The organism is Pseudomonas paraversuta, from assembly GCF_904063065.1.
GTDB classification, from domain to species: domain Bacteria; phylum Pseudomonadota; class Gammaproteobacteria; order Pseudomonadales; family Pseudomonadaceae; genus Aquipseudomonas; species Aquipseudomonas paraversuta.
On sequence record NZ_CAJFCL010000017.1, the window covers coordinates 1 to 20,502 of the forward strand.

18 protein-coding genes are annotated in these 20,502 nt (G+C 60.7%); 7 read left to right on the top strand and 11 right to left on the bottom strand.

Annotated elements, in window-relative coordinates; genetic code table 11:
• The 3 genes from JQ845_RS22455 to JQ845_RS22465 form a co-directional block, all read right to left on the bottom strand.
• Window positions 1–628, bottom strand: a 628-nt coding sequence (locus tag JQ845_RS22455; protein ID WP_203009482.1) for an ABC transporter permease, incomplete at its 3' end; no start/stop codon positions are given.
• Window positions 625–1,767: an ABC transporter ATP-binding protein gene (locus JQ845_RS22460; protein ID WP_060781773.1), complete on the bottom strand. Its 1,143-nt coding sequence runs from the start codon at window positions 1,765–1,767 to the stop codon at window positions 625–627. The genes JQ845_RS22460 and JQ845_RS22455, both read right to left, overlap by 4 nt.
• A 199-nt stretch (window positions 1,768–1,966) precedes the next feature.
• Entirely contained in the window at window positions 1,967–2,728 is a 762-nt protein-coding gene (locus JQ845_RS22465) for a gamma-glutamyl-gamma-aminobutyrate hydrolase family protein (protein ID WP_127195633.1), read from the bottom strand.
• Window positions 2,729–3,005: 277 nt separating this feature from the next.
• On the opposite strand from JQ845_RS22465, the gene JQ845_RS22470 reads away from it, so the two are divergent.
• From JQ845_RS22470 to JQ845_RS22490, 5 genes are all read left to right on the top strand, one after another.
• Entirely contained in the window at window positions 3,006–4,382 is a 1,377-nt protein-coding gene (locus JQ845_RS22470; RefSeq protein ID WP_203009483.1) for a glutamine synthetase family protein, read from the top strand.
• Between the two features lie 134 nt (window positions 4,383–4,516).
• Window positions 4,517–5,800, top strand: coding sequence for an NAD(P)/FAD-dependent oxidoreductase (locus JQ845_RS22475; protein WP_003447790.1), 1,284 nt, complete (start codon window positions 4,517–4,519; stop codon window positions 5,798–5,800).
• A gap of 202 nt (window positions 5,801–6,002) precedes the next feature.
• Window positions 6,003–6,551 (top strand): cupin domain-containing protein, encoded by a 549-nt coding sequence (locus JQ845_RS22480; protein ID WP_003447789.1) that lies wholly within the window; start codon window positions 6,003–6,005, stop codon window positions 6,549–6,551.
• A gap of 587 nt (window positions 6,552–7,138) precedes the next feature.
• On the top strand, window positions 7,139–8,479 hold the full coding sequence (locus tag JQ845_RS22485; RefSeq protein ID WP_010657414.1) for an MFS transporter: 1,341 nt from the start codon (window positions 7,139–7,141) through the stop codon (window positions 8,477–8,479).
• Window positions 8,463–9,392, top strand: coding sequence for a 2-hydroxyacid dehydrogenase (locus tag JQ845_RS22490; RefSeq protein ID WP_203009484.1), 930 nt, complete (start codon window positions 8,463–8,465; stop codon window positions 9,390–9,392). Before JQ845_RS22485 ends, JQ845_RS22490 begins: the two co-directional genes overlap by 17 nt.
• On the opposite strand, the gene JQ845_RS22495 is transcribed toward JQ845_RS22490, so the two are convergent.
• On the bottom strand, window positions 9,368–10,735 hold the full coding sequence (locus JQ845_RS22495) for an MFS transporter (protein ID WP_203009485.1): 1,368 nt from the start codon (window positions 10,733–10,735) through the stop codon (window positions 9,368–9,370). The genes JQ845_RS22490 and JQ845_RS22495 overlap by 25 nt on opposite strands.
• Window positions 10,736–10,841: 106 nt before the next feature.
• The gene (locus JQ845_RS22500) at window positions 10,842–11,555 is read right to left on the bottom strand and encodes a murein L,D-transpeptidase catalytic domain family protein (protein WP_003447781.1); all 714 of its coding nucleotides are present in this window, start codon (window positions 11,553–11,555) and stop codon (window positions 10,842–10,844) included.
• Between the two features lie 144 nt (window positions 11,556–11,699).
• On the opposite strand from JQ845_RS22500, the gene JQ845_RS22505 reads away from it, so the two are divergent.
• Together JQ845_RS22505 and JQ845_RS22510 are read left to right on the top strand one after the other, a co-directional pair.
• Complete coding sequence (locus JQ845_RS22505; protein WP_003447779.1) at window positions 11,700–13,259, top strand: L,D-transpeptidase family protein; 1,560 nt, start codon at window positions 11,700–11,702, stop codon at window positions 13,257–13,259.
• 38 nt (window positions 13,260–13,297) lie between these two features.
• Complete coding sequence (locus tag JQ845_RS22510) at window positions 13,298–14,374, top strand: NAD(P)H-dependent flavin oxidoreductase (protein WP_127195629.1); 1,077 nt, start codon at window positions 13,298–13,300, stop codon at window positions 14,372–14,374.
• Here the strand turns inward: JQ845_RS22510 and JQ845_RS22515 are convergent.
• From JQ845_RS22515 to JQ845_RS22540, 6 genes are all read right to left on the bottom strand, one after another.
• Window positions 14,347–15,660: a spinster family MFS transporter gene (locus tag JQ845_RS22515; RefSeq protein WP_010657409.1), complete on the bottom strand. Its 1,314-nt coding sequence runs from the start codon at window positions 15,658–15,660 to the stop codon at window positions 14,347–14,349. The two genes, JQ845_RS22510 and JQ845_RS22515, sit on opposite strands and share 28 nt — an antisense overlap.
• 76 nt (window positions 15,661–15,736) lie before the next feature.
• Complete coding sequence (dmpG, locus tag JQ845_RS22520; RefSeq protein WP_003447759.1) at window positions 15,737–16,759, bottom strand: 4-hydroxy-2-oxovalerate aldolase; 1,023 nt, start codon at window positions 16,757–16,759, stop codon at window positions 15,737–15,739.
• A 10-nt stretch (window positions 16,760–16,769) separates the two neighbouring features.
• On the bottom strand, window positions 16,770–17,699 hold the full coding sequence (locus tag JQ845_RS22525) for an acetaldehyde dehydrogenase (acetylating) (RefSeq protein ID WP_003447757.1): 930 nt from the start codon (window positions 17,697–17,699) through the stop codon (window positions 16,770–16,772).
• A 21-nt stretch (window positions 17,700–17,720) separates the two neighbouring features.
• The gene (locus JQ845_RS22530) at window positions 17,721–18,512 is read right to left on the bottom strand and encodes a fumarylacetoacetate hydrolase family protein (protein ID WP_203009486.1); all 792 of its coding nucleotides are present in this window, start codon (window positions 18,510–18,512) and stop codon (window positions 17,721–17,723) included.
• Between the two features lie 140 nt (window positions 18,513–18,652).
• Window positions 18,653–19,426, bottom strand: a complete 774-nt coding sequence (locus tag JQ845_RS22535) for a glucose 1-dehydrogenase (RefSeq protein ID WP_203009487.1) — start codon at window positions 19,424–19,426, stop codon at window positions 18,653–18,655.
• A 13-nt stretch (window positions 19,427–19,439) separates the two neighbouring features.
• Window positions 19,440–20,420: a flavin reductase family protein gene (locus tag JQ845_RS22540; RefSeq protein ID WP_003447751.1), complete on the bottom strand. Its 981-nt coding sequence runs from the start codon at window positions 20,418–20,420 to the stop codon at window positions 19,440–19,442.
• Between the last annotated feature and the right edge of the window lie 82 nt (window positions 20,421–20,502).

The window sequence follows — 20,502 nt, forward strand, 5'->3', positions numbered from 1 at the left end:
GGTCGGACGCGGCTTCCAGCAGGCTGTGGTCGTGTTTCACCAGGTTGGCGTACAGCGGCAGGATCATGAACGGCAGGTACGAATAGACGATGCCGATATACACCGCGATGTTGGTGTTGAGGATCTGTAGCGGTTCGCTGATCCAGCCCATCGACATCAGGAAACCATTGAGCAGGCCGTTGTTGCTGAGAATGCCCATCCACGCGTAAACGCGGATCAGGATCGCAGTCCAGGTCGGCATCATGATCAGCAGCACCAGCACGGTCTGCATCTCTTTGCGCGCATTGGCAATGGCATAGGCCATCGGATAGCCGATCAGCAGGCACAACGCGGTGCTGAAGAAAGCCATCTTCAACGAGCCCAGGTAAGCGGCGATATACAGCTCGTCGTCACCCAGCATTGCGAAATTGCCCAGGTTCAGCAGCAGCTGAATCTTTTGGTCAACGTAGCTGTAGATCTCGGTGTACGGCGGAATCGCCACGTCGGCTTCGGCAAAGCTGATCTTCAGGACGATAAAGAACGGCAGCATGAAAAACAGGAACAGCCACAGGAATGGAATCCCGATGACCATTTGGCGGCCACCGGGGGTTATTCGTTGCAGACGGCGTTTGAATTTTCGAAGGTTCATGAGCGCAGTACCACGCCGCTGTCGTCTTCCCACCAGACGTAAACTTCGTCGTCCCAGGTCGGTCGTGCACCACGGCGCTCGGCGTTGGCCATGAACGACTGCACGATCTTGCCGCCGGGCAGTTCGACGTAGAACACCGAATGGCCACCCAGGTAGGCAATGTCATGCACCTTGCCCCGCGACCAGTTGTACTCGAAGTCCGGCTTGACTGTGGTGACCAGCATTTTTTCCGGGCGAATAGCGTAGGTGGTCGACTTGTCTTCCAGTGACGTAGTGACCCCGTGGCCGACGTAGATATTACGCTCCAGTTCCGGGCAGTGAATGATCGCGAAACCTTCTTCGTCTTCGATCACATCGCCGTCAAAGGCGTTCACGTTACCGATGAACTCACACACCATGCGGCTGACCGGTGCTTCATAGATATCCACCGGGCTGCCGATCTGGGCGATCCAGCCCAGGTGCATGATTGCGATGCGCTGGGCCATGGTCATGGCCTCTTCCTGGTCGTGGGTCACCATGACGCAGGTCACGCCGACGCGCTCGATGATCTCCACCAGCTCGAGCTGCATTTGCGAACGCAGTTTTTTGTCCAGTGCGCCCATCGGCTCATCGAGCAGCAGCAGCTTCGGACGCTTGGCCAGCGAACGGGCCAGGGCCACACGCTGACGCTGACCGCCGGACAATTGATGGGGCTTGCGCCTGGCGTACGGGGTCATGTGCACCAGCTTGAGCATTTCTTCAACCCGGGCGTCGATTTCGCTGGCAGGCAAACGGTCCTGCTTGAGGCCGAAGGCAATGTTCTGGGCCACGGTCATGTGCGGAAACAGGGCGTAGGACTGGAACATCATGTTGATCGGCCGCTCGTAGGGCGGCATGTCGGTGATGTCGACCCCGTCGAGATAAATCCGTCCTTCAGTCGGTCGCTCGAAGCCGGCCAGCATGCGCAGCAGGGTCGACTTGCCGGAACCGGAACCGCCGAGAAGGGCAAAGATTTCGCCCTGATGGATCTCCAGGGACACATCGTCCACGGCAATCGTCTCGTCGAATTTTTTCGTGACCCGATCGAATTTTACCAGCACCTTTTTCGGTGTCTGCTGGCCTTCAAGAACCTTCCTGTAAAGGCTGGAGGCGTTTGCCATGTGAAACTCCCAACAGATTTCAGTCGTCAGGCCAGAAGGGCCCGACATAAGAGTTGATTGCAAGACAGCTGTGGACGGGCTGTCGGTAGTACTTGTTGTTATTGCGGTTTGTTGTTGTGGTGAAGGACGGGCGTGCCAAGACACGCCCGCCTGATTCACGGGGGCAGTTCAGGGTTCAAACAGGTATCGGACTTGTCAGTCAGCGGCTCTCACGAAGCGCTGCACGTTGTCGGCATGCATCGCCAAACGCCTGGAAAATACTCAAGTAGACAGGGTTGTTCATGACCTGCCATTCCGGGTGCCATTGCACGCCGACGGCAAACGCCTCGCTGTGCTCGACAGAAATCGCCTCGATCAAGCCGTCCGGTGCAATGGCTTCGGCGCGCAGACCCGGGGCCAGGCGGTCGATGCCCTGGGCGTGGATCGAGTTGACCTCAAACACCGTGGGCAGATCCAGCGCCTGGAATACACCACCCGGTTGCACGTGAACGGCATGGGCCGGGGCGTACTGCACGGACAGATCCGGGTGATCCGCTTCGCGGTGGTCGAGGGCACCGGGGAGCTCATGCACCTTCTGATGCAGGCTGCCACCAAACGCCACGTTCATTTCCTGAAAGCCTCGGCAAATGCCGAGCACCGGAATCCCCGCCGCAATGGCTGCTTGCAATAGAGGGAGGGTGGTGGCATCGCGCGCCGGATCGTGCTCCGTGCCGGGTGCACTGGCGGGGCCATCATAGTGGACTGGTTGTACGTTCGACGGTGAGCCGGTGAGCAGCAGGCCGTCCAGACGGGCCAGCAGTTCATCTGTTTCTGTCAGTTCGGCCAGGCTGGGAATGATCACCGGGAGCCCTTGCGCCGCGACACTTACAGCCCGCAGGTACTTGTCGCCGCTGACGTGGTAGGGGTGCAGGCCAATCTGTTTGACGCACGCTGTAACGCCGATCAATGGCTTGATTGCCATTTTTATCACCTCGAAGTTTGACACTTGAAGAGCTTTTTCGGAGCTTAGCCTTGTTGATTTTAATTAACAACTTCTATGTAAAAAATTCTAAACACGCAGCTTCGGATCGTCATAATTCGCCGCTATGCCAAAGCTCCGTTGGCACAATATGAGCTAATTTTTGCCTGAAAAATAACGATGAAGGCCCAGGTGTTCGCTATTGACTTCACTTTGCCTTTCGGATTGACTGGGTTTCAGAAACAGCTGTGAACATAATAATTAACATAATAGGTGCCTCATGTCGGTCCCCCTGCGTGCCATTCAGCTCAATGAAGCGAACGCATTCCTTAAGAAATATCCTGAGGTTTTGTACGTCGACCTTCTCATTGCGGATATGAACGGCGTGGTGCGCGGCAAGCGCATCGAACGCACCAGTCTGCACAAGGTCTACGAAAAAGGCATAAACCTGCCGGCATCATTGTTTGCACTGGACATCAATGGTTCTACGGTGGAAAGCACCGGCCTGGGCCTGGACATCGGTGATTCGGACCGCATCTGCTACCCCATCCCCGATACGCTGTGCATCGAGCCCTGGCAGAAGCGCCCGACGGCCCAGCTGTTAATGACCATGCACGAACTTGAAGGCCAGCCGTTCTTCGCTGACCCGAGGGAAGTGTTGCGTCAGGTGGTCAGCAAGTTCGATGACATGGGCCTGACCATTTGCGCCGCCTTTGAACTCGAGTTCTACCTGATCGATCAGGACAACGTAAACGGTCGTCCGCAGTCCCCGCGTTCGCCGGTGTCCGGCAAGCGCCCGATGTCGACCCAGGTGTACCTGATTGATGATCTCGACGAATACGTCGACTGCCTGCAGGACATTCTGGAAGGTGCAAAAGAGCAGGGCATCCCGGCTGATGCGATCGTCAAGGAAAGCGCCCCGGCGCAGTTCGAAGTCAACCTGCATCACGTCAACGACCCGATCAAAGCGTGCGATTACGCGGTGTTGCTCAAGCGTCTGGTGAAGAACATTGCCTACGACCATGAGATGGACACCACCTTCATGGCCAAGCCGTACCCGGGCCAGGCGGGCAATGGTCTGCACGTGCACATTTCGATTCTCGACAAGCAGGGCAATAACATCTTTGCCAGCGAGGATCCCGAGCAGAACGCCGCACTGCGTCACGCGATCGGCGGTGTGCTCGAGACCCTGCCGGCGCAGATGGCCTTTCTCTGCCCGAACGTCAACTCGTACCGCCGTTTCGGTGCCCAGTTCTATGTGCCTAACTCACCGAGCTGGGGCATCGACAACCGCACCGTAGCGGTTCGCGTCCCCACAGGCTCTGCCGATTCGGTACGCATCGAACACCGGGTTGCCGGCGCCGATGCCAACCCGTACTTGCTGATGGCTTCGGTACTGGCCGGTATTCACCACGGTCTGACCAACGAAATCGAACCGGGCCCACCGGTGGAAGGCAACAGCTACGAGCAAAATGAACAGAGCTTGCCGAACAACTTGCGCGATGCCCTGCGCGAGCTGGATGACAGCGAAGTCATGGCCAGATATATCGATCCCATGTACATCGACGTCTTCGTCGCCTGCAAGGAAAGCGAGCTGGCCGAGTTCGAGAACTCCATCTCGGACCTGGAGTACAACTGGTACTTGCACACCGTCTGATTGGCCAACGGCTGTCATTCACAGATAGAACAATTGCGCAGTTGGTGGGGGACGCAGAGCCTGCGTCCCCCACGAATACGTGCCGCCGGCGTCCGGACCTGCCGGTACGCCGGCGGTGCCCATCGGAGAATTTCATGAAACAAACCCATGTAAACAGCTATTACGCCGCGACCCGAAACCACAGGGCCGAATTCCCGGTGCTCGAGGAATCGGTGGAGTGCGATGTCTGTGTGATCGGCGCCGGCTACACCGGCCTGTCCTCGGCCCTGTTCCTTGCCGAAGCGGGCTACAGCGTGACTGTGCTTGAAGCGGCCCGGGTCGGTTTCGGTGCCAGCGGTCGCAACGGCGGTCAGTTGGTCAACTCCTATAGCCGGGACGTCGATGTCATCGAGGCCCGTTACGGCGAAAAGACGGCCCGGGTGCTGGGCAGCATGATGTTCGAAGGCGCCGATATCATTCGCCAGCGCATCGACCAGTACGACATCCAGTGTGATTACCGTCCGGGCGGAATTTTTGCCGCGCTCAACAGCAAGCAGCTCAAAGCCCTGGCCGAGCAGAAAAGCAGCTGGGAGGGTTATGGCAACCAGAAGCTGACAATGCTCGACGCAGCGGACATCAAGCGCGAAGTAGGCTGTGCCAACTACGTTGGTGGTCTGCTGGACATGCAGGGCGGGCACATCCATCCGCTGAATCTGGCGCTTGGTGAAGCCATGGCGTTCATTGGCCTGGGTGGTAAAATTTACGAACAGTCGGCTGCCGTGGACATCACTTACGGCGAGCCGATCACAGTGCGCACCGCCAAGGGCGTAGTGCGGGCCAAGTACCTGCTGATCGCCGGTAACGCCTATCTGCCGCAGAACCTCGACAATCGCGTGACCGCCAAGAGCATGCCTTGCGGGTCGCAAATTGCCGTGACCGAACCGCTGCCCGAAGAGGTTGCCCGCAGCCTGATCACCAACAACTACTGCGTTGAAGACTGCAACTACCTGCTGGATTACTACCGTCTGACGGCCGACAATCGTTTGCTGTATGGCGGCGGCGTGGTCTATGGCGCCCGCGAACCGGACGACATCGAAAAACTGATCAAGCCGAAAATCCTCAAGACCTTCCCGCAATTGAAGAACGTCAAAATCGACTATCGCTGGACCGGCAACTTCCTGCTGACCATGTCACGCATGCCGCAATTCGGTCGTATCGAGAAAAACGCCTACTACATGCAGGGTTACAGCGGCCACGGGGTGACCTGTTCGCACCTGGCCGGCAAATTGATCTCGGAAATGATCCGTGGCGATGCCGAGCGTTTCGACGCTTTTGCCTCCTTGCCGCACATGCCGATGATTGGCGGCCGTACCTTCCAGGCGCCGCTTACAGCCATGGGCGCGGCGTACTACGCAATGCGCGACCGTTTCGGTATCTGATAACACCTGGCAAGCGGCCTGATCCCGGGCAAGTCCGCTCCCGGAGGTCTTATATTTAGCGGTCATTTGGCGAACCTGCTGAGCAACACCCGCAAACGTGATTTAATAGCCGCCTTTCACGTTTGTGGTACAGGGGTACGGTGCGATCTACGCCATCCGTCGCCCCCCCATTACCCTTAAGTAGTTCACACATAAGGCTGTCATGGACACGGGCTCACGACTCAAACTAGTACGCGAAAGCTACAAAATGTCCCAGCGCGAGCTGGCCCGACGTAGCGGCGTCACCAATGCCACCATCTCCCTGATCGAGCAGAATCGCGTCAGTCCTTCAGTCAGCTCTCTGAAGAAACTGCTGGAAGGCATCCCCATGTCTTTGGCCGACTTCTTCACCTTCGACCAGCCGCCCCGTGCTCACCAGTACGTGTTCCGGGCCAATGAACAGCCGGATCTGGGCCGTGACGGCTTGCGCCTGTTGCTGATTGGCGCTTCGGTGCCGGGCCGGCAGATGCGTTTGTTGCGCGAGCAATATGCGCCTGGCGCAAGCTCGGGTGAAGAAGCGATTGTGCACGCCGAAGGGGAGGAGTGCGGACTGGTCACGCGGGGAGTGGTTGAGCTCACCGTAGATGGAATGAGCAGCATCTTGAATGCCGGGGACGGCTATTACTTCCCGACCACGCTGCCCCATCGCTTCAGAAATATCGGGGCGGACGAGGCGGAAATCATCAGTGCCAACACCCCCGCCAACTTCTGATCTGAAAGCCCCCCGAAAATCCCCTGTGGGCACTGTGTTTTGTGGGAGCTGGCTTGCCAGCGATTGAACACAGACATCCAGTCGCCCTCATCGCTGGCAAGCCAGGCTCCTACAGATTTGCTGTGTGCTGAAAAGTTGCCGCTCCCCTGTGGGAGCTGGCTTGCCAGCGATTGAACACAGGCACCCGGTCGCCCTCATCGCTGGCAAGCCAGGCTCCTACAGATTTGCTGTGTGCTGAAAAGTTGCCACTCCCCCTGTGGGAGCTGGCTTGCCAGCGATTGAACACAGACACCCGGTCCCCCGCATCGCTGGCAAGCCAGGCTCCTACAGATTTGTTGTGATCTGAAAAGTTGCCATTCCCCTGTGGGAGCTGGCTTGCCAGCGATAGCCTTTGGGCGCCGCCCCCGAGCCGCGGCACCGGCAAGCAAATGTCGGCAGCGGGTCGAACTGGGCAATGATTTATCCCATATAAAGGGACGCGTCATCATATATTGAACTGTTGTCGCGACTGGTTTATCGTCTGGCCATAACCAAGGGATCAGGCGGCTGTCGGGTTCCTAAAATAAATACAACAAGAGGTTTTCCCCATGACAGGTCCTTCGCTGGACAGTTGTCTGCATGCCAGCACCATGAAGAAGCTCAACCTGAAGCTGATTCCCTTCCTGATGTTGTTGTACATGGTGGCTTACATTGATAAGTCGAACATTTCGGTGGCGGCGTTAACCATGAACGCCGACCTCGGGCTCAGCGTGCGCATGTACGGCATCGGCGTGGGTCTGTTCTTCCTCACCTACATTCTGTTCGAAGTGCCCAGCAGCATCATCCTGACCCGGGTCGGTGCTCGGCGCTGGATTGCGCGGATCATGATCACCTGGGGCATCATCGCCGCCGGCATGAGCCTGATCCAGAGCGCCAACCAGCTCTACGTGATGCGCCTGTTGCTGGGTGCAGCCGAAGCCGGTTTCACCCCCGGCATCATCTACTACCTGTCCCAGTGGTATCCGCGCAGTGACCGCGCCCGGGCCATGTCATGGTTCTACATCGGCGCGGCCCTGGCGTCGGTGATCGGCTTGCCGCTGTCGGGTGCCTTCCTGCACCTGGACGGTCTGCTGGGCATCAACGGCTGGCGCTGGCTGTTCTTTCTCCAGGGCATTCCTGCAGTGGCGCTGGGCATCGTGGTCCTGCGCTACATGCCAGATTCTCCCGCCACTACCAACTGGCTGGACAGTGCGCAAAAAGCCTGGCTCAGCCGCACCATCGAGGCCGAACAGGCGACCACGGTCATCTCGCACAAGGATGCCTGGCATGTGGCGTTTCGCAGTCGCCAGGTGTGGTTGCTGAGTCTGTTCTGGTTACTTCAGGCTTTCGGCACTATCGGGGTGACGCTGTTTTTGCCGCTGATCGTGCAGTCGGTATCAAAGCAAGGTTCGTTTGTGGTCAGCCTGCTGTCGGCGATGCCGTTTTTCCTGGCCTGTGTATTCATGTACGCCAACGGCCGCCATTCCGACCGCACCGGTGAGCGGGGCTGGCACCTGGGCGGGCCATTGTTGCTGGCCGGGGGCATGCTGGGGTTGGCGGTGTTTACCGGCAATCAGTGGCTGGCATACGTGATGCTGGTGGTGGCGGTCGGCCTGAACTGGGCGGCGACCCCGGTGTTCTGGGCCACGACTACCGAGTACCTGTCCGGGCCAGCGGCCGCTGTTTCGATTGCCTTGATCAACTCCATTGCCAACATCGCCGGGCTTGGTCTGCCACCGGTCATGGGCTGGATCAAGGACACCACCCTCAGCTATGACTACGCCTTGTTGATGGTCGCCGTCGCCTTGCTGGCCGGTGGCGTGCTGGGGTTGTACCTGGGGGGGCAACGCAAGCGCCAGGTCGTACGTGATGCTATACGGGAGGGCCGCGAAAATGTTCACAGTGCTTAAAGTGGCGCGTCTGCCGGACATGCTCAGCGAGCGTTTACATGCCCGATATGAGGTGCTGGAGTGTAGCGAGAGCGGTGCCGGACTCGATGCACTGAAGGCGCGGGGAATCCGTGCCATGGTCGCCAATGGTGAGTCGCGGGTGGGGGCCGAACTGATCGGGCGCCTGCCTGATCTGCAAGTGATAGTGGTGTTCGGTGTCGGTTACGACGGTATCGATGTCGAGTTCGCCCGGGTCCGGGGCATTGTGGTGACCCACACCCCGGACGTGCTGACCGAAGACGTTGCCGATTTCGCCATTACCTTGATGCTCGGCACCGCCAGGCGCATTGCCAGGGCCGATCAGTTCGTGCGGTCCGGGCAATGGCAGCAAGGTCCGTTCGGCTTTACCCGCAAGGTCAGCGGCGCGCGTCTGGGCATCGTCGGGCTGGGGCGCATCGGCATGGCGATTGCCCGGCGCGCGGCGGCGTTTGACATGCGCATCAGCTACCACGGGCGGCGTCCGCTGGCGGTTGAGTATCCTTACTATTCATCGCTGACCGAGCTGGCTGCAGCTGTGGATTTTCTGGTGATTGCCGTGGGCGGCGGGGAATCGACCCGGCACCTGGTGGATGCCACGGTGCTCGCGGCACTGGGCAGTGAAGGCATCCTCATCAACGTGGGGCGTGGGAGCGTGGTTGATGAGGCCGCGCTCGCCAGCGCACTGGCCGAGGGTCGTCTTTTGGGGGCCGGGCTGGATGTGTTCGAGGATGAACCACGGCCCCATCCCGGCTTGTTGGGGCTGGACAATGTGCTGTTGGCGCCACATATGGCCAGTGCCACCTGGGATACCCGCAGGGCGATGTCCGACCTGACCCTGGCCAATCTGGCTGCGCATTTTTCCGGTGCTGACTACCCGTCACCTATCCCGCAGTGAATGGCCATTTTACTGCGCGGATCTGTTGCGCCCGGGGTTCCGGCCCCGGCCTCATGCAGGGAAATCCTTGAGGTCTCCGGCAACGCCAGGCCACCGAGCAAGGCCAGCAGTGCAACGGCTATCAGGTAGAAGGCTGGCGACAGGTTGCTGCCGGTGGTGCTGATCAGCCATGTCGCCACCAGCGGTGCGGTACCGCCGAAGAGGGTGTAGGCCATGTTGTAGGTAATGGCCGAGGCGGTATAGCGAGTGCGGGTCGGAAAGGTTTCCGAGAGCAGGGCGGCGGTTACTACCCCGCACAGCACCGCGCCCACCGCCAGCAGCATGACACCGATGATGGACGCTGCGAAGCCGCCGGAACTGGCCATCAGGAACGATGGATAGACCACGACCATCAGCAGTGCACAGGCCGTCATCACCGTAACCCTGCGCCCGACGCGGTCTGAATACAGTCCTGCCAGCGGGCAGATCGCGGCGGCAAACAGCAAGGCAATCAGCGAAACCAGCAACGCCGTTGCCCGACTCAGGCCCCCGGCTACTTGCAGGTAGGTCGCGAAGTAGGTGGTGAACATATAGAAGGACAACGCCGTCAGCGACACAAAGGCGCCCAGGCAGCAGATGGCCGCGCCATGGTTGCGCAGGGTTTCCTTGAGCGGGGAGTGGGCCACCGCATGTTCCTCGGCCACCGCCTGGAATGCCGGGGTTTCATCCAGCTTCAGACGCATGTAAAGCCCCACCAGACCCAGTGGTGCCGCAATCAGGAACGGCAGGCGCCAGCCCCAATCGGCCATGGCCTGTGCCGATAGCGACGCCTCGAGGGCATAGGCCACCACGGCCGCCGCTGCGAAGGCACAGAAGGTCGATACCGGCAGGAAGCTGCCATACCAGGCCCTTTTATCATCAGGAGCGTGTTCCATGAGGTAGGCGCAGGCACCGGCGTATTCACCCCCGGCGCTAAAGCCCTGGGCGCAACGGATCAGGGTCAACAGGATCGGCGCCATCACGCCAATGGCGGCATAGACAGGCAGTAAACCGATCAGTGTGGTGGCACCCGCCATCAACAGAATGGTCATCGCCAGGGTTCTTTTGCGACCGATGCGGTCACCCAGCATGCCGAAGAAAATGCCGCCAAGGGGACGGAACGCAAAGGCTACGGCGAATACGGCGAAGGTCTTGAGCAGCGCGGCACTGGCATCACCGCTGGGGAAAAACTGCTGGGCGATGGTGGTGGCCAGAAAGCCATAAACCGCGAAGTCGAACCATTCGACGAAGTTCCCGATGGCCGCGGCGGCAATGACTTTTCTCAGGGTTTTGGGGCTGACCTGCCCGGTGATGGCACTCGTCATGCTGAACCTCGACATTTCATCAGAATGCTTTCGATTATCGAGGCAGTCAGTGAAAGGGTTCGCTTCAAAAGTGTCATCGGCGTAGTCAGCACCGACGTCCTGCCTCTCAGCCGCCTTTGGTGGAGACGATACTCGCCACCAGGCGGGGCTTGCAGTTCAGATAAGCCGACGATTGCAGCCAATGCTGATCGGGGTACCAGGCAAACATGAACTGACCGTCCTTGAGTTTGTCTACCACCTGGCGCGCCACTTGCGGGCGTACGGCAGGGCAGCCCTGACTGCGGCCGATGCGGCCCTGGGTCTGGCTCCACAACGGGTTCACATAGCTGGCAGGGTGAATCACGATGGCCCGCTCACGGGCACTGTCATTGATACCCGGCTCCAGGCCGTCCATGCGCAGCGAGTAACCGTTGGCACCCTGGTAGCTTTCCTGGGTGCGGAACAGGCCAAGGCTGGATTGATGGCTGCCTTCATTATTGGAGAATTGAGTGGCGAAGTTTTCCCCGGATTTTTGCCCGTGGGCCACCAGGTCACGCAGCACCAGGGTCTTCTTGCGCAAGTCGAAGATCCACAGGCGGCGGGCCGTGGAAGGTTGCGAATAGTCGATGACGGCAAGGTTTTGTGCGGGGCTGGCGCCACTGCTGACGGCGCATTGCATGGCACTGAGGGCACTTTTAAGTACCTGGGGATTGAGTTCCGGAGCGGCCTGGGCGAGGCTGTTGTAAAGCCCTGGTGATGAAGTATTGGCGGCGAACGCTGGGCTGCACAAGGCCCCCAGGGTCGCGGCGACCAGAAAAAGTCGTCGCAAAGAAATCAGCATAGATTAAGAGTTTCCACTGTTGAATTGGCTCCTGACACTCCATCGAGTTAATGGCGATCCTTTATTTACTGCTAGCCTTCAGGGTTGCCGTGACGGCTGTTACGGTGACCGCCAACGTGACGGCCATGGATTGGAGTAAAGCAGTTGATCAAAAAACAGGCATTTTACTTGAGCATTGCCTTGCTCGCGTCGCCATTGGTCGCATGGGCCGACATGCCCCCCGACCAGCCTGACAACCCCCTGCAGCAGACCCTGCTACAACTGCCTCAGGCCTGTCCGACCCTGGCGTCCGGCCTGACGCCTCAGACCCAGGCACTTTTGCAGGCCTTTTATGAAGGCCAGAACTACCAGCCGGTATGGGCACAAGAAGGGCGTCTGGCCGCTCTGCAGGCCGCCTTGCCACAGCTGGCCGACGACGGGCTCGACCCGCTCAATTACCCCTTGCCCGAGGGCCAGGACCTGTGTGCCGACATCGACACCAGCCGTCAATATCTGCAAGCCCTGCACGATTTGCATTTTGGTCGCCTGACGCAAAGCCGCTTTGAACCGGTCTGGCACGCCAACGCTGTAGAGGTAGACCCCCAGGCCGAACTGCTGGCAATCGCCGGGCCCGGGGTGCAGAACGTGGCAGCTGCTTTTGCCCAGGCCCGTCCCGCCCTTGAGCAATATCAAGACTTGCGCCGGGTCTATGCCCGGGAGCGCCAGCAGCCGCTGCCCCAGTGGCAGCCGATCGCGGATGGCCCCTTGCTGCGCCCCGGCATGCAGGATGCGCGGGTACCGGCACTGGCCAGGCGTCTGGCCAGCGAGGGTTACCTGAGCGGCGAGCCGCAGATCGTCAACAACACCTACTCCAATGAGCTGGCCTCGGCGGTCAAGAGCTTCCAGCTCGATCACTCGCTACAGGCCGATGGCGTTGTCGGGCCGGGCACTGTTAAAGAGTTGAACGTCAGTCCGGCAACCCGCCGCGAGCAACTGCGGATCAATCTGGAGCGTTTTCGCTGGATGGCCCGGGACTTCGAACCCACCAGCCTGCTGGTCAATGTTCCGGCTGCACAGTTGACCGTGTTCCAGAACGGCCAGCCGGTATGGCAGACCCGCACCCAGGTCGGGCGGGCCGACCGGCAGACGCCGTTGCTCAAGTCCCGGGTGACGCGCCTGACCCTGAACCCGACCTGGACCATCCCGCCGACCATCTTCAAGGAAGACAAACTGCCGCAGATTCGCCGCGATCCGTCTTTCCTCAGCAAGCATGACCTGCAGGTACTCGACAGCAGCGGGCAGCCGCTGGCGGTACAGAGCATCGACTGGGACCGTCCGGGCAACATCCTGCTGCGTCAGGGTGCCGGGCCGCGCAACCCGCTGGGGCGTATCGTCATCCGTTTCCCCAACCCGTTTGCCGTGTACCTGCACGACACCCCCAGCCAGGCCCTGTTCAGTAAAGGCCCCCGTGCCTTCAGTTCAGGCTGCGTGCGGGTCGAGTCGGTGTTCCAGTTGCGCGACCTGCTGGTGACCCCGGCGGAGAAGGCCCGCACCGAGGAATTGCTGGCCACCGGGCGCACCACCGAGTTCAGGCTGTCCAACCCGGTGCCTATCCTCATGACGTACTGGACCGCCCATGCCGACAAGAACGGCAAGGTGGTGTACTCACCGGACATTTATAATCGTGACCCGGCATTGATATCGGCCCTGGCCGCCAAGCGCTGATGTCCGTTTCAACCTTGAACTGATCTGCGAGACCTGCAATGACTCAATCCCGTTTTACCGACCTGGTGGGCATTGCCCATCCGATCATCCAGGCTCCGATGCTGGGGGCGGGGGCAGCAATGATGATTGGCGTGGCCAGGGCCGGAGGGCTGGGCTCCCTGGCCTGTGCCACCCTGACCCTGGAGGGGGTACGCGCCGAAGTGGCGGCCTTTCGTGAAGCCTGCGATCAACCGTTCAATCTGAACTTCTTCTGCCATCAGGCCCCGGAACCCGACGAGGCCCGGGCCCGGCAGTGGAAGTCGTTGTTCAAGGATTATTACCGCGAACTGGGAGTGGACTATGACGCGCCGACCCCGGTGTCGAGCCGTGCGCCTTTTGATGAGGCCGCCTGCGCCCTGGTTGAAGAGCTGCGTGCACCGGTGGTCAGCTTTCACTTCGGCCTGCCGGCCCCGCACCTGTTGGCCCGGGTCAAAGCCTGCGGGGCGAAGATTTTAAGTTCCGCCACCACCGTTGAAGAAGCGCAGTGGCTGGAGCGCAACGGCTGTGACGCGATCATTGCCATGGGCTACGAAGCCGGTGGCCACCGCGCGATGTTTTTGAGCAATGAGCTGGCGACCCAGATCGGTACCTTTGCCCTGGTGCCGCAAATTGTCGATGCGGTATCCGTGCCGGTGATTGCCGCAGGTGGCGTGGCCGATGCCCGGGGTATCGCGGCGGCTTTTGCCCTGGGTGCCAGTGCCGTGCAAATCGGCACGGCCTACCTGTTCTGCCAGCAGGCCAAACTTGCCGAGCCCCATTACCGCGCCTTGCGCGAAGCCGCCCCCGGCAGCACCGCCCTGACCAACCTGTTCACCGGTCGACCGGCCCGCGGCATCCTCAACCGGGTGATGCGTGAGCTGGGGCCGATGAACTCCCAGGCCCCGGAGTTTCCGTTGGCGGGCGGCGCACTGCTACCGCTCAAGGCCAAAACCGAGCCTGCCGGTTCCGGGGATTTCATCAACCTGTGGGCGGGTCAGGCCTTCGCACTGAGTCCGGGACGCAGCGCCCAATTGTCGTCCGAGGAACTGACCCGCAAGTTGGTCGCTGACTACGCCGCGCGTTCCACATGCAAATAGCGGGTCTGCGCGGCGTGGGTGGATGTGCGAATTAAAAGTATGATCGCACCGACCACCGGCAGGCTCACCAGCAGCAAGCCGTAGCGCAACGATTCAATGCCAAAACGTGGCAGCAGGGCATCGCTGAACAAACCGGCGAGCAAAGGCCCGACCCCGACCCCCAGCAGTGTCGAAATAATGGTTTGCAAGGCCATCGCCGTGCCCCGGCGATTGGCCGGCACCAGTTGCGTGACCAGGTTGTAGGACGGCGCCACCCACCACACCACAAAAAAACTGTACAGCGCGCACCACAGCATGGCGCTGGGGATCGGCACGCCTGCAACCTGGGTCCAGACCGTGTCGGGCCACAACAAATAGGCGAACAGTGCGCTGATCGCGGCCACGTGCCCGATCACCGGAATACCCACTTGCCAGTGCGGATTGCGCGGCGTCAGGTGGTCGCTCAACCAGCCGCTGAACAACGCCCCGATACCGGCAAAGCCGCCACAAATAAACCCGGCCAGGAGTCCGGCGTGCTGCAACGACAAGCCATGGGAGCGCACCAGAAAACTGGTGTTCCACATGCCGATGGCATAGGAGCTGAGGGTGGTCAGGCCCCCGGCCATGATCAGGCAGCGGTAAGCGGGCAGGGCCCAGAGTGCGCGGGCTTCGCGGCTCAGGCTTTGCAGGGGATGCGCGGCATGGGCGCTGGCCAGATCCCAACGGCCACGGGCCGGGTCCTTGACCACGAAGGCCAGCACCAGGGAAAACAGCAGCGCCGGCATGCCAATTACGATAAACGCCATGCGCCAGCCATACTGCTCGACCACCCAGGCGCCGAGGCTCAAGCCGATCACCGCCGAGAAGGTCGGTGCAGCGGTGAAGCAACTGATGGCAAACGAACGGCGCTGGGGCGGGTACAAGTCGGCAATGATCGACATCGACGCCGAGGTGGTGGGCGACTCGCTCACCGCAACCGCCATGCGCGCCAGGGCCAGCATCCAGAAACTCACGGCCAGGCCGCAGACCATGGTCGCCACGGCCCACAGCAGGCACGCCATGGCCAGCAGGCGGGTGCGCGACATGCGATCGGCCAGACGCCCGGCAGGCAAGCCGAGCAGGGCGTAGACCCCGGCAAATGCCAGCCCGGAAATCAGCCCCATGGCCGTGTCACTGACGCCGAATTCGAGCTTGATCGGTTCAATCATGACCGCCAGGATCTGCCGGCCGACAAAGTTGTCGGCAAACACCGCAGCCAGCAACAACAGCAAAGCATGGCTGCGCCAGCCGACGTTAGGGTTGGACATAATCGGTTTTCCTGTCAGATAAAAACGCCAAAGGCGCTGACCCGCATTGCGTCAGCGCCTTTGCCAAACTCCTGCCTCAGCCCCGGCGGCGAGCCAGGGTCATGGCGGTATCTTCGATCATGTCTTCCTGGCCGCCGACCATGCCGCGTCGGCCCATCTCCACCAGAATTTCCCGTGCCGGTACGCCGTACTTCTTCTCGGCGCGCTTGGCGAACAGCAGGAACGAGCCATACACACCGGCATAGCCCATGGTCAGGGCGTCGCGATCGCTGCGGATCGGGAAGTCCATGATCGGCACGACCAGGTCTTCAGCCACGTCCTGGATGCCAAACACGCTGACTCCGGTTTCAATGCCCATGCGGTCACAGACCGCCACCAGGATTTCCATCGGCGTATTGCCCGCGCCGGCGCCCAGACCTGCGGCGGCCGCATCGATCCGGGTAGCCCCGGCTTCGATTGCAGCGATGGAGTTGGAGACCCCCATCGACAGGTTGTGATGGCCGTGAAAACCGATCTCGGTGTCCGGGTGCAGCGCGGCCCGCATGGCCGCTACCCGGGCCTTGATGTCATGGGGCAGCATGTAGCCTGCGGAGTCGGTGAGGTAGATGCAGTTGGCCCCGAAGCTCTCCATCAGCTTGCCTTGCTTGACCAGCCCTTCGGGGCTGTTCATGTGCGCCATCATCAGAAAGCCCACGGTGTCCATGCCCAGCTTGCGGGCATAGGAAATGTGCTGTTCGGAGACGTCTGCCTCGGTGCAATGGGTGGCGACCCGGATCGTGTTGACCCCCAGCTCGTAGGCCATTTGCAGGTGATCCACGGTTCCGATACCCGGCAACAGCAAGGCTGAAACCTTGGCCTGCTTCATCATCGGGATTACCGCCGACAGGTATTGCTCGTCGGTATGCGCCGGAAAACCGTAGTTCACCGAACTGCCGCCCAGGCCATCGCCGTGGGTCACCTCGATCAAAGGCACACCGGCAGCATCCAGGCCGCAGGCGATGTCTTTCATTTGTTGCAGGGAGATCTGGTGACGCTTGGGGTGCATGCCGTCGCGCAGGCACATGTCATGCACGGTGATTTTTTTGCCGCGAAGATCCATGGATAGCTCCTTAAGCGAGGGCAGGTTGAGGGGCGGTGGCCTTGAGTTGCAGCTCGCCGTTGAGCATTTGCTCGGCAAACATCTCGGCCGTACGCGCCGCCGCAGCGGTCATGATGTCGAGGTTGCCGGCGTACTTGGGCAGGTAGTCACCGAGGCCTTCGACCTCCATGAAGATCGAGACCCGATTGCCGTCAAATACCGGGCCGTTCACCAGTTTGTAGCCCGGTACGTACTTCTGTACCTGCTGGATCATGTCGGTAATTGCCAGGGTAATCGCCGTCTTGTCCGGCGCGGTTTCGGTCAGGCAATGCACGGTGTCGCGCATGATCAGCGGTGGCTCGGCAGGGTTGACGATAATGATCGCCTTGCCTTTTTTCGCGCCGCCGACCTGCTCGATGGCACTGGCGGTGGTGCGGGTGAATTCGTCGATGTTCTTGCGCGTGCCCGGGCCGACCGATTTGGACGCCGCCGTGGCCACGATCTCGGCATACGCCACGGGCTGCACGCTGGATACTGCAGCCACCAGCGGAATCGTCGCCTGGCCGCCGCAAGTGACCATGTTGACGTTCATCACGCCGCGTTTGAGATTGGCTTGCAGATTGACCGGTGGCACGCAATACGGGCCGATGGCCGCAGGTGTCAGGTCGATCATCAGCACCCCCAGCTCATTGAGCTTGCGGCTGTTTTCGGCATGCACGTAAGCGGAAGTGGCATCGAAGGCAATCTGGATATTGTCCGCCAGGACGTGGGGCAACAGGCCGTCGACGCCGTCACTGGTGGTCTTGAGACCTAACTCGCGGGCGCGGGTCAGGCCTTCGGAGGTGGCATCGATACCGACCATCCACACAGGCTCCAGCACCTCGCTGCGCAGCAGTTTGTACAGCAGGTCGGTGCCAATGTTGCCCGGCCCGATCAGGGCACACTTGATTTTATTGCTCATGGTAAGCCTCTCGAACTGGGTTTAAGACACAAAGCGCAGGCGTGCAGAACCCAGGCCGCTGAGGGTCAGGCTGACCTCGTCGCCGGGCAGCACCGGTACCAGCGGCGCCAGGGCCCCGGACAGAATGATTTCGCCTTTGCGAAACGGAATATCGAATTTGCCCAGGGTGTTGGCCAGCCAGGCCACTGCCGCGCAGGGGTGACCCTGCACCGCCGAACCGAAGCCGTTGCCGGCCGGCTGGCCGTTTTTCAGCAGGTGCAGTTCGACCTTGGCCAGGTCCAGATCACGGGGATCGACTCGCTGCTCGCCCAGGGCAAACACGCCACATGAGGCGTTGTCGGCCACGGTGTCCTGAATGCGGATTTTCCAGTCGGCGATGCGCGAATCGACAATCTCGAAACACGGCACCACCCATTGGCTGGCCGCCATCACGTCCTCGGCGGTAATGCCGGGCCCGTGCAGATCCTCGCCGAGAATAAAGGCGATTTCACCTTCGGCCCGGGGCTGCACCAGCAGATTGGCGCTGAAGCTGACATCGCTGTTATCGGCGACCTGCATACGGTTGGTCAAAAAGCCGAAGTCGGGCTGATGCACATCGAGCATGTCCTGCACGGCACGGCTGGTGACCCCGATCTTCTTGCCGATCACCTGTTCACCGAGGGCTTCGCGCCGTTGCAGGAAGCGCAATGAAATCTGATAGGCCGTTTCCAGCGTCAGGTCCGGGTAACGCTGGGTCAGCGGCTGCAGGCTGCGGCGTTCGAGCAGCGCGTGAAACAGTTCATCGCCCAGGGCTTCAATCAACTTCGGGTCCATAAACACTCTCTCTAAAATCCGGAATATATGAGTCGCTGTGGGGGCTGGCTTGCCAGCGATGGATTGCGCGCGCTCTGACTGCAAAACCCAATCGTGTGCAGCGCTGGCAAGCCAGCTCCCACAGGTTCATGGGTGCAGCGTCAGCCCGGCCATACGCTGGACTCGGCACCGCCGTCCACTTCCAGAATCTTGCCGGTCACCCAGCGCGATGCCGGGGTGGCCAGGTACAGTGCGGCGGCACCAATATCTTCCACCTCGCCCAGACTTTGCAGCGGCGTGGCCTTGATCATGACGTCGCGCATGGCCACCGGCAGGACGCGGTTCAGGGCGTCGGTCAGGATCGGTCCGGGGGCAATCCCGTTGACCCGCACCAGCGGCGCGAAATCCTGGGCCAGCAGACGGGTCATGTGGCTCAGAGCGGCTTTGGCCGTGCCATAGGCGCTGAACTGGGTTTGCGCGTAGCGCGCCGCCCCCGAGGTGATATTGATAATGTTGCCCGCGCCTGCAGCGCGCATATGGGGCACGCAGAGCTGGCACAGGTGATAAGCCGAGGACACGTTAAAGCGCATGATCTCTTCAAAACGCTCGACGCTCAGGGTTAGCGGATCGTTCGGACCGGCGCCGCCAGCGTTATTCACCAGGTGGGTGATGCTGCCCATGTGTTCACGCGCCTGGGTCACCAGGGCGCTGCGCTGCTCGCTGTCATTCACGTCACAGCTCAGGGCCAGGGCCCGGCGTCCTAAAAGGCGGACCTCTTGGGCAACCGCTTCAACGTCGCCCAGGGTGCGTGCCGCCAGCACCACATCGGCGCCGGCTTCGGCGTAGGCCAGGGCAATGGCCCGGCCAATGCCGCGGCCGCCGCCGGTAATCACCGCCACACTGCCGGTCAGGTCAAATCGCGAAATAATGCGCATACATAATCCTTTATTAACGGGGAGCCCACAGGTCAGGCAGTCCGGGGTCGCTGACACTGATCAGTCGCTTGAGCAGCACCTTGAGCGCCTGGGCATCGCCGGGGCCTAGTTTGGCCGAGACGTTCTCCTCAACCGCCTTGGCCAGGGCCAGCTGTTGCAAAGAGGCTTCACGGCCGGTGGCGGTCAGGACGTAGCGCGGTTCATGGTTGCTGCCCTCCAGTGCCACCAGATTCTGTTTTTCCAGGAAGCGCATGCTGGCCAGCGTGACCACGTGCCCGGTGTAGCTGACGAAGGTGTTGATCTCGTTCAGGGTCAGGTTGTCGCGAATGCACAGCACGGAGAGGATGAAAAACGCATGTTCGTCCAGTTGCTGGTTGCTCAACAGGCGATGCAGGGCGTCCAGCAGCTGGTAGTGGGCGCGGCCCAGCAAATACCCCAGCAAATCCTCGGTGTAGCTGCATTCCGGAGGTGGCGGGGTGGTTGCCAGGCGCAGCTCGCTACGGGGCTTGCGGGTTGCCAGTGCGTACTGGCCGCTCTGGAACGCCAGCGGCGCGCGGTCGCTGTGATCAAAGGCGAGCACCTCACCGACAAAAATCACATGGTCGCCGCCTTCATATTGAAAGGCTGTACGGCACTGAAAGCGAGCAGTGCAATCCTGTAACAGCGGGGCTTCGCTGATACCGCTGTCGAGTTCGATTTCGGCGAACTTGTTTTCGCCCTGCATGGCAAAGCGCCCGGACAGAGGTTCCTGTTCGGTCGACAGCACGTGCACGTTCCAGTGTTTGCCCGAGCTGAATACCGGCAGGCTGCGGGCGGACTTGGCCAGGCTCCACAGCACCAGCGGCGGATTGAGCGACACCGAGTTGAAGCTGTTGGCGGTGATCCCGATAGGTGATCCGTCTTCAGCCTGGGTGGTGATGATGGTCACCCCGGTGGTGAAGGTACCGAGTGCGGTACGGAATGCCTGGGGATCGAAACTGCTTTGCATTGCCATGACGAACCTCATGGATTGAATTTTCGTGCTTGCAGTATTCCCCTCGCAGTGGGGCCCTACATCGTCTTAATGGACTAACGAA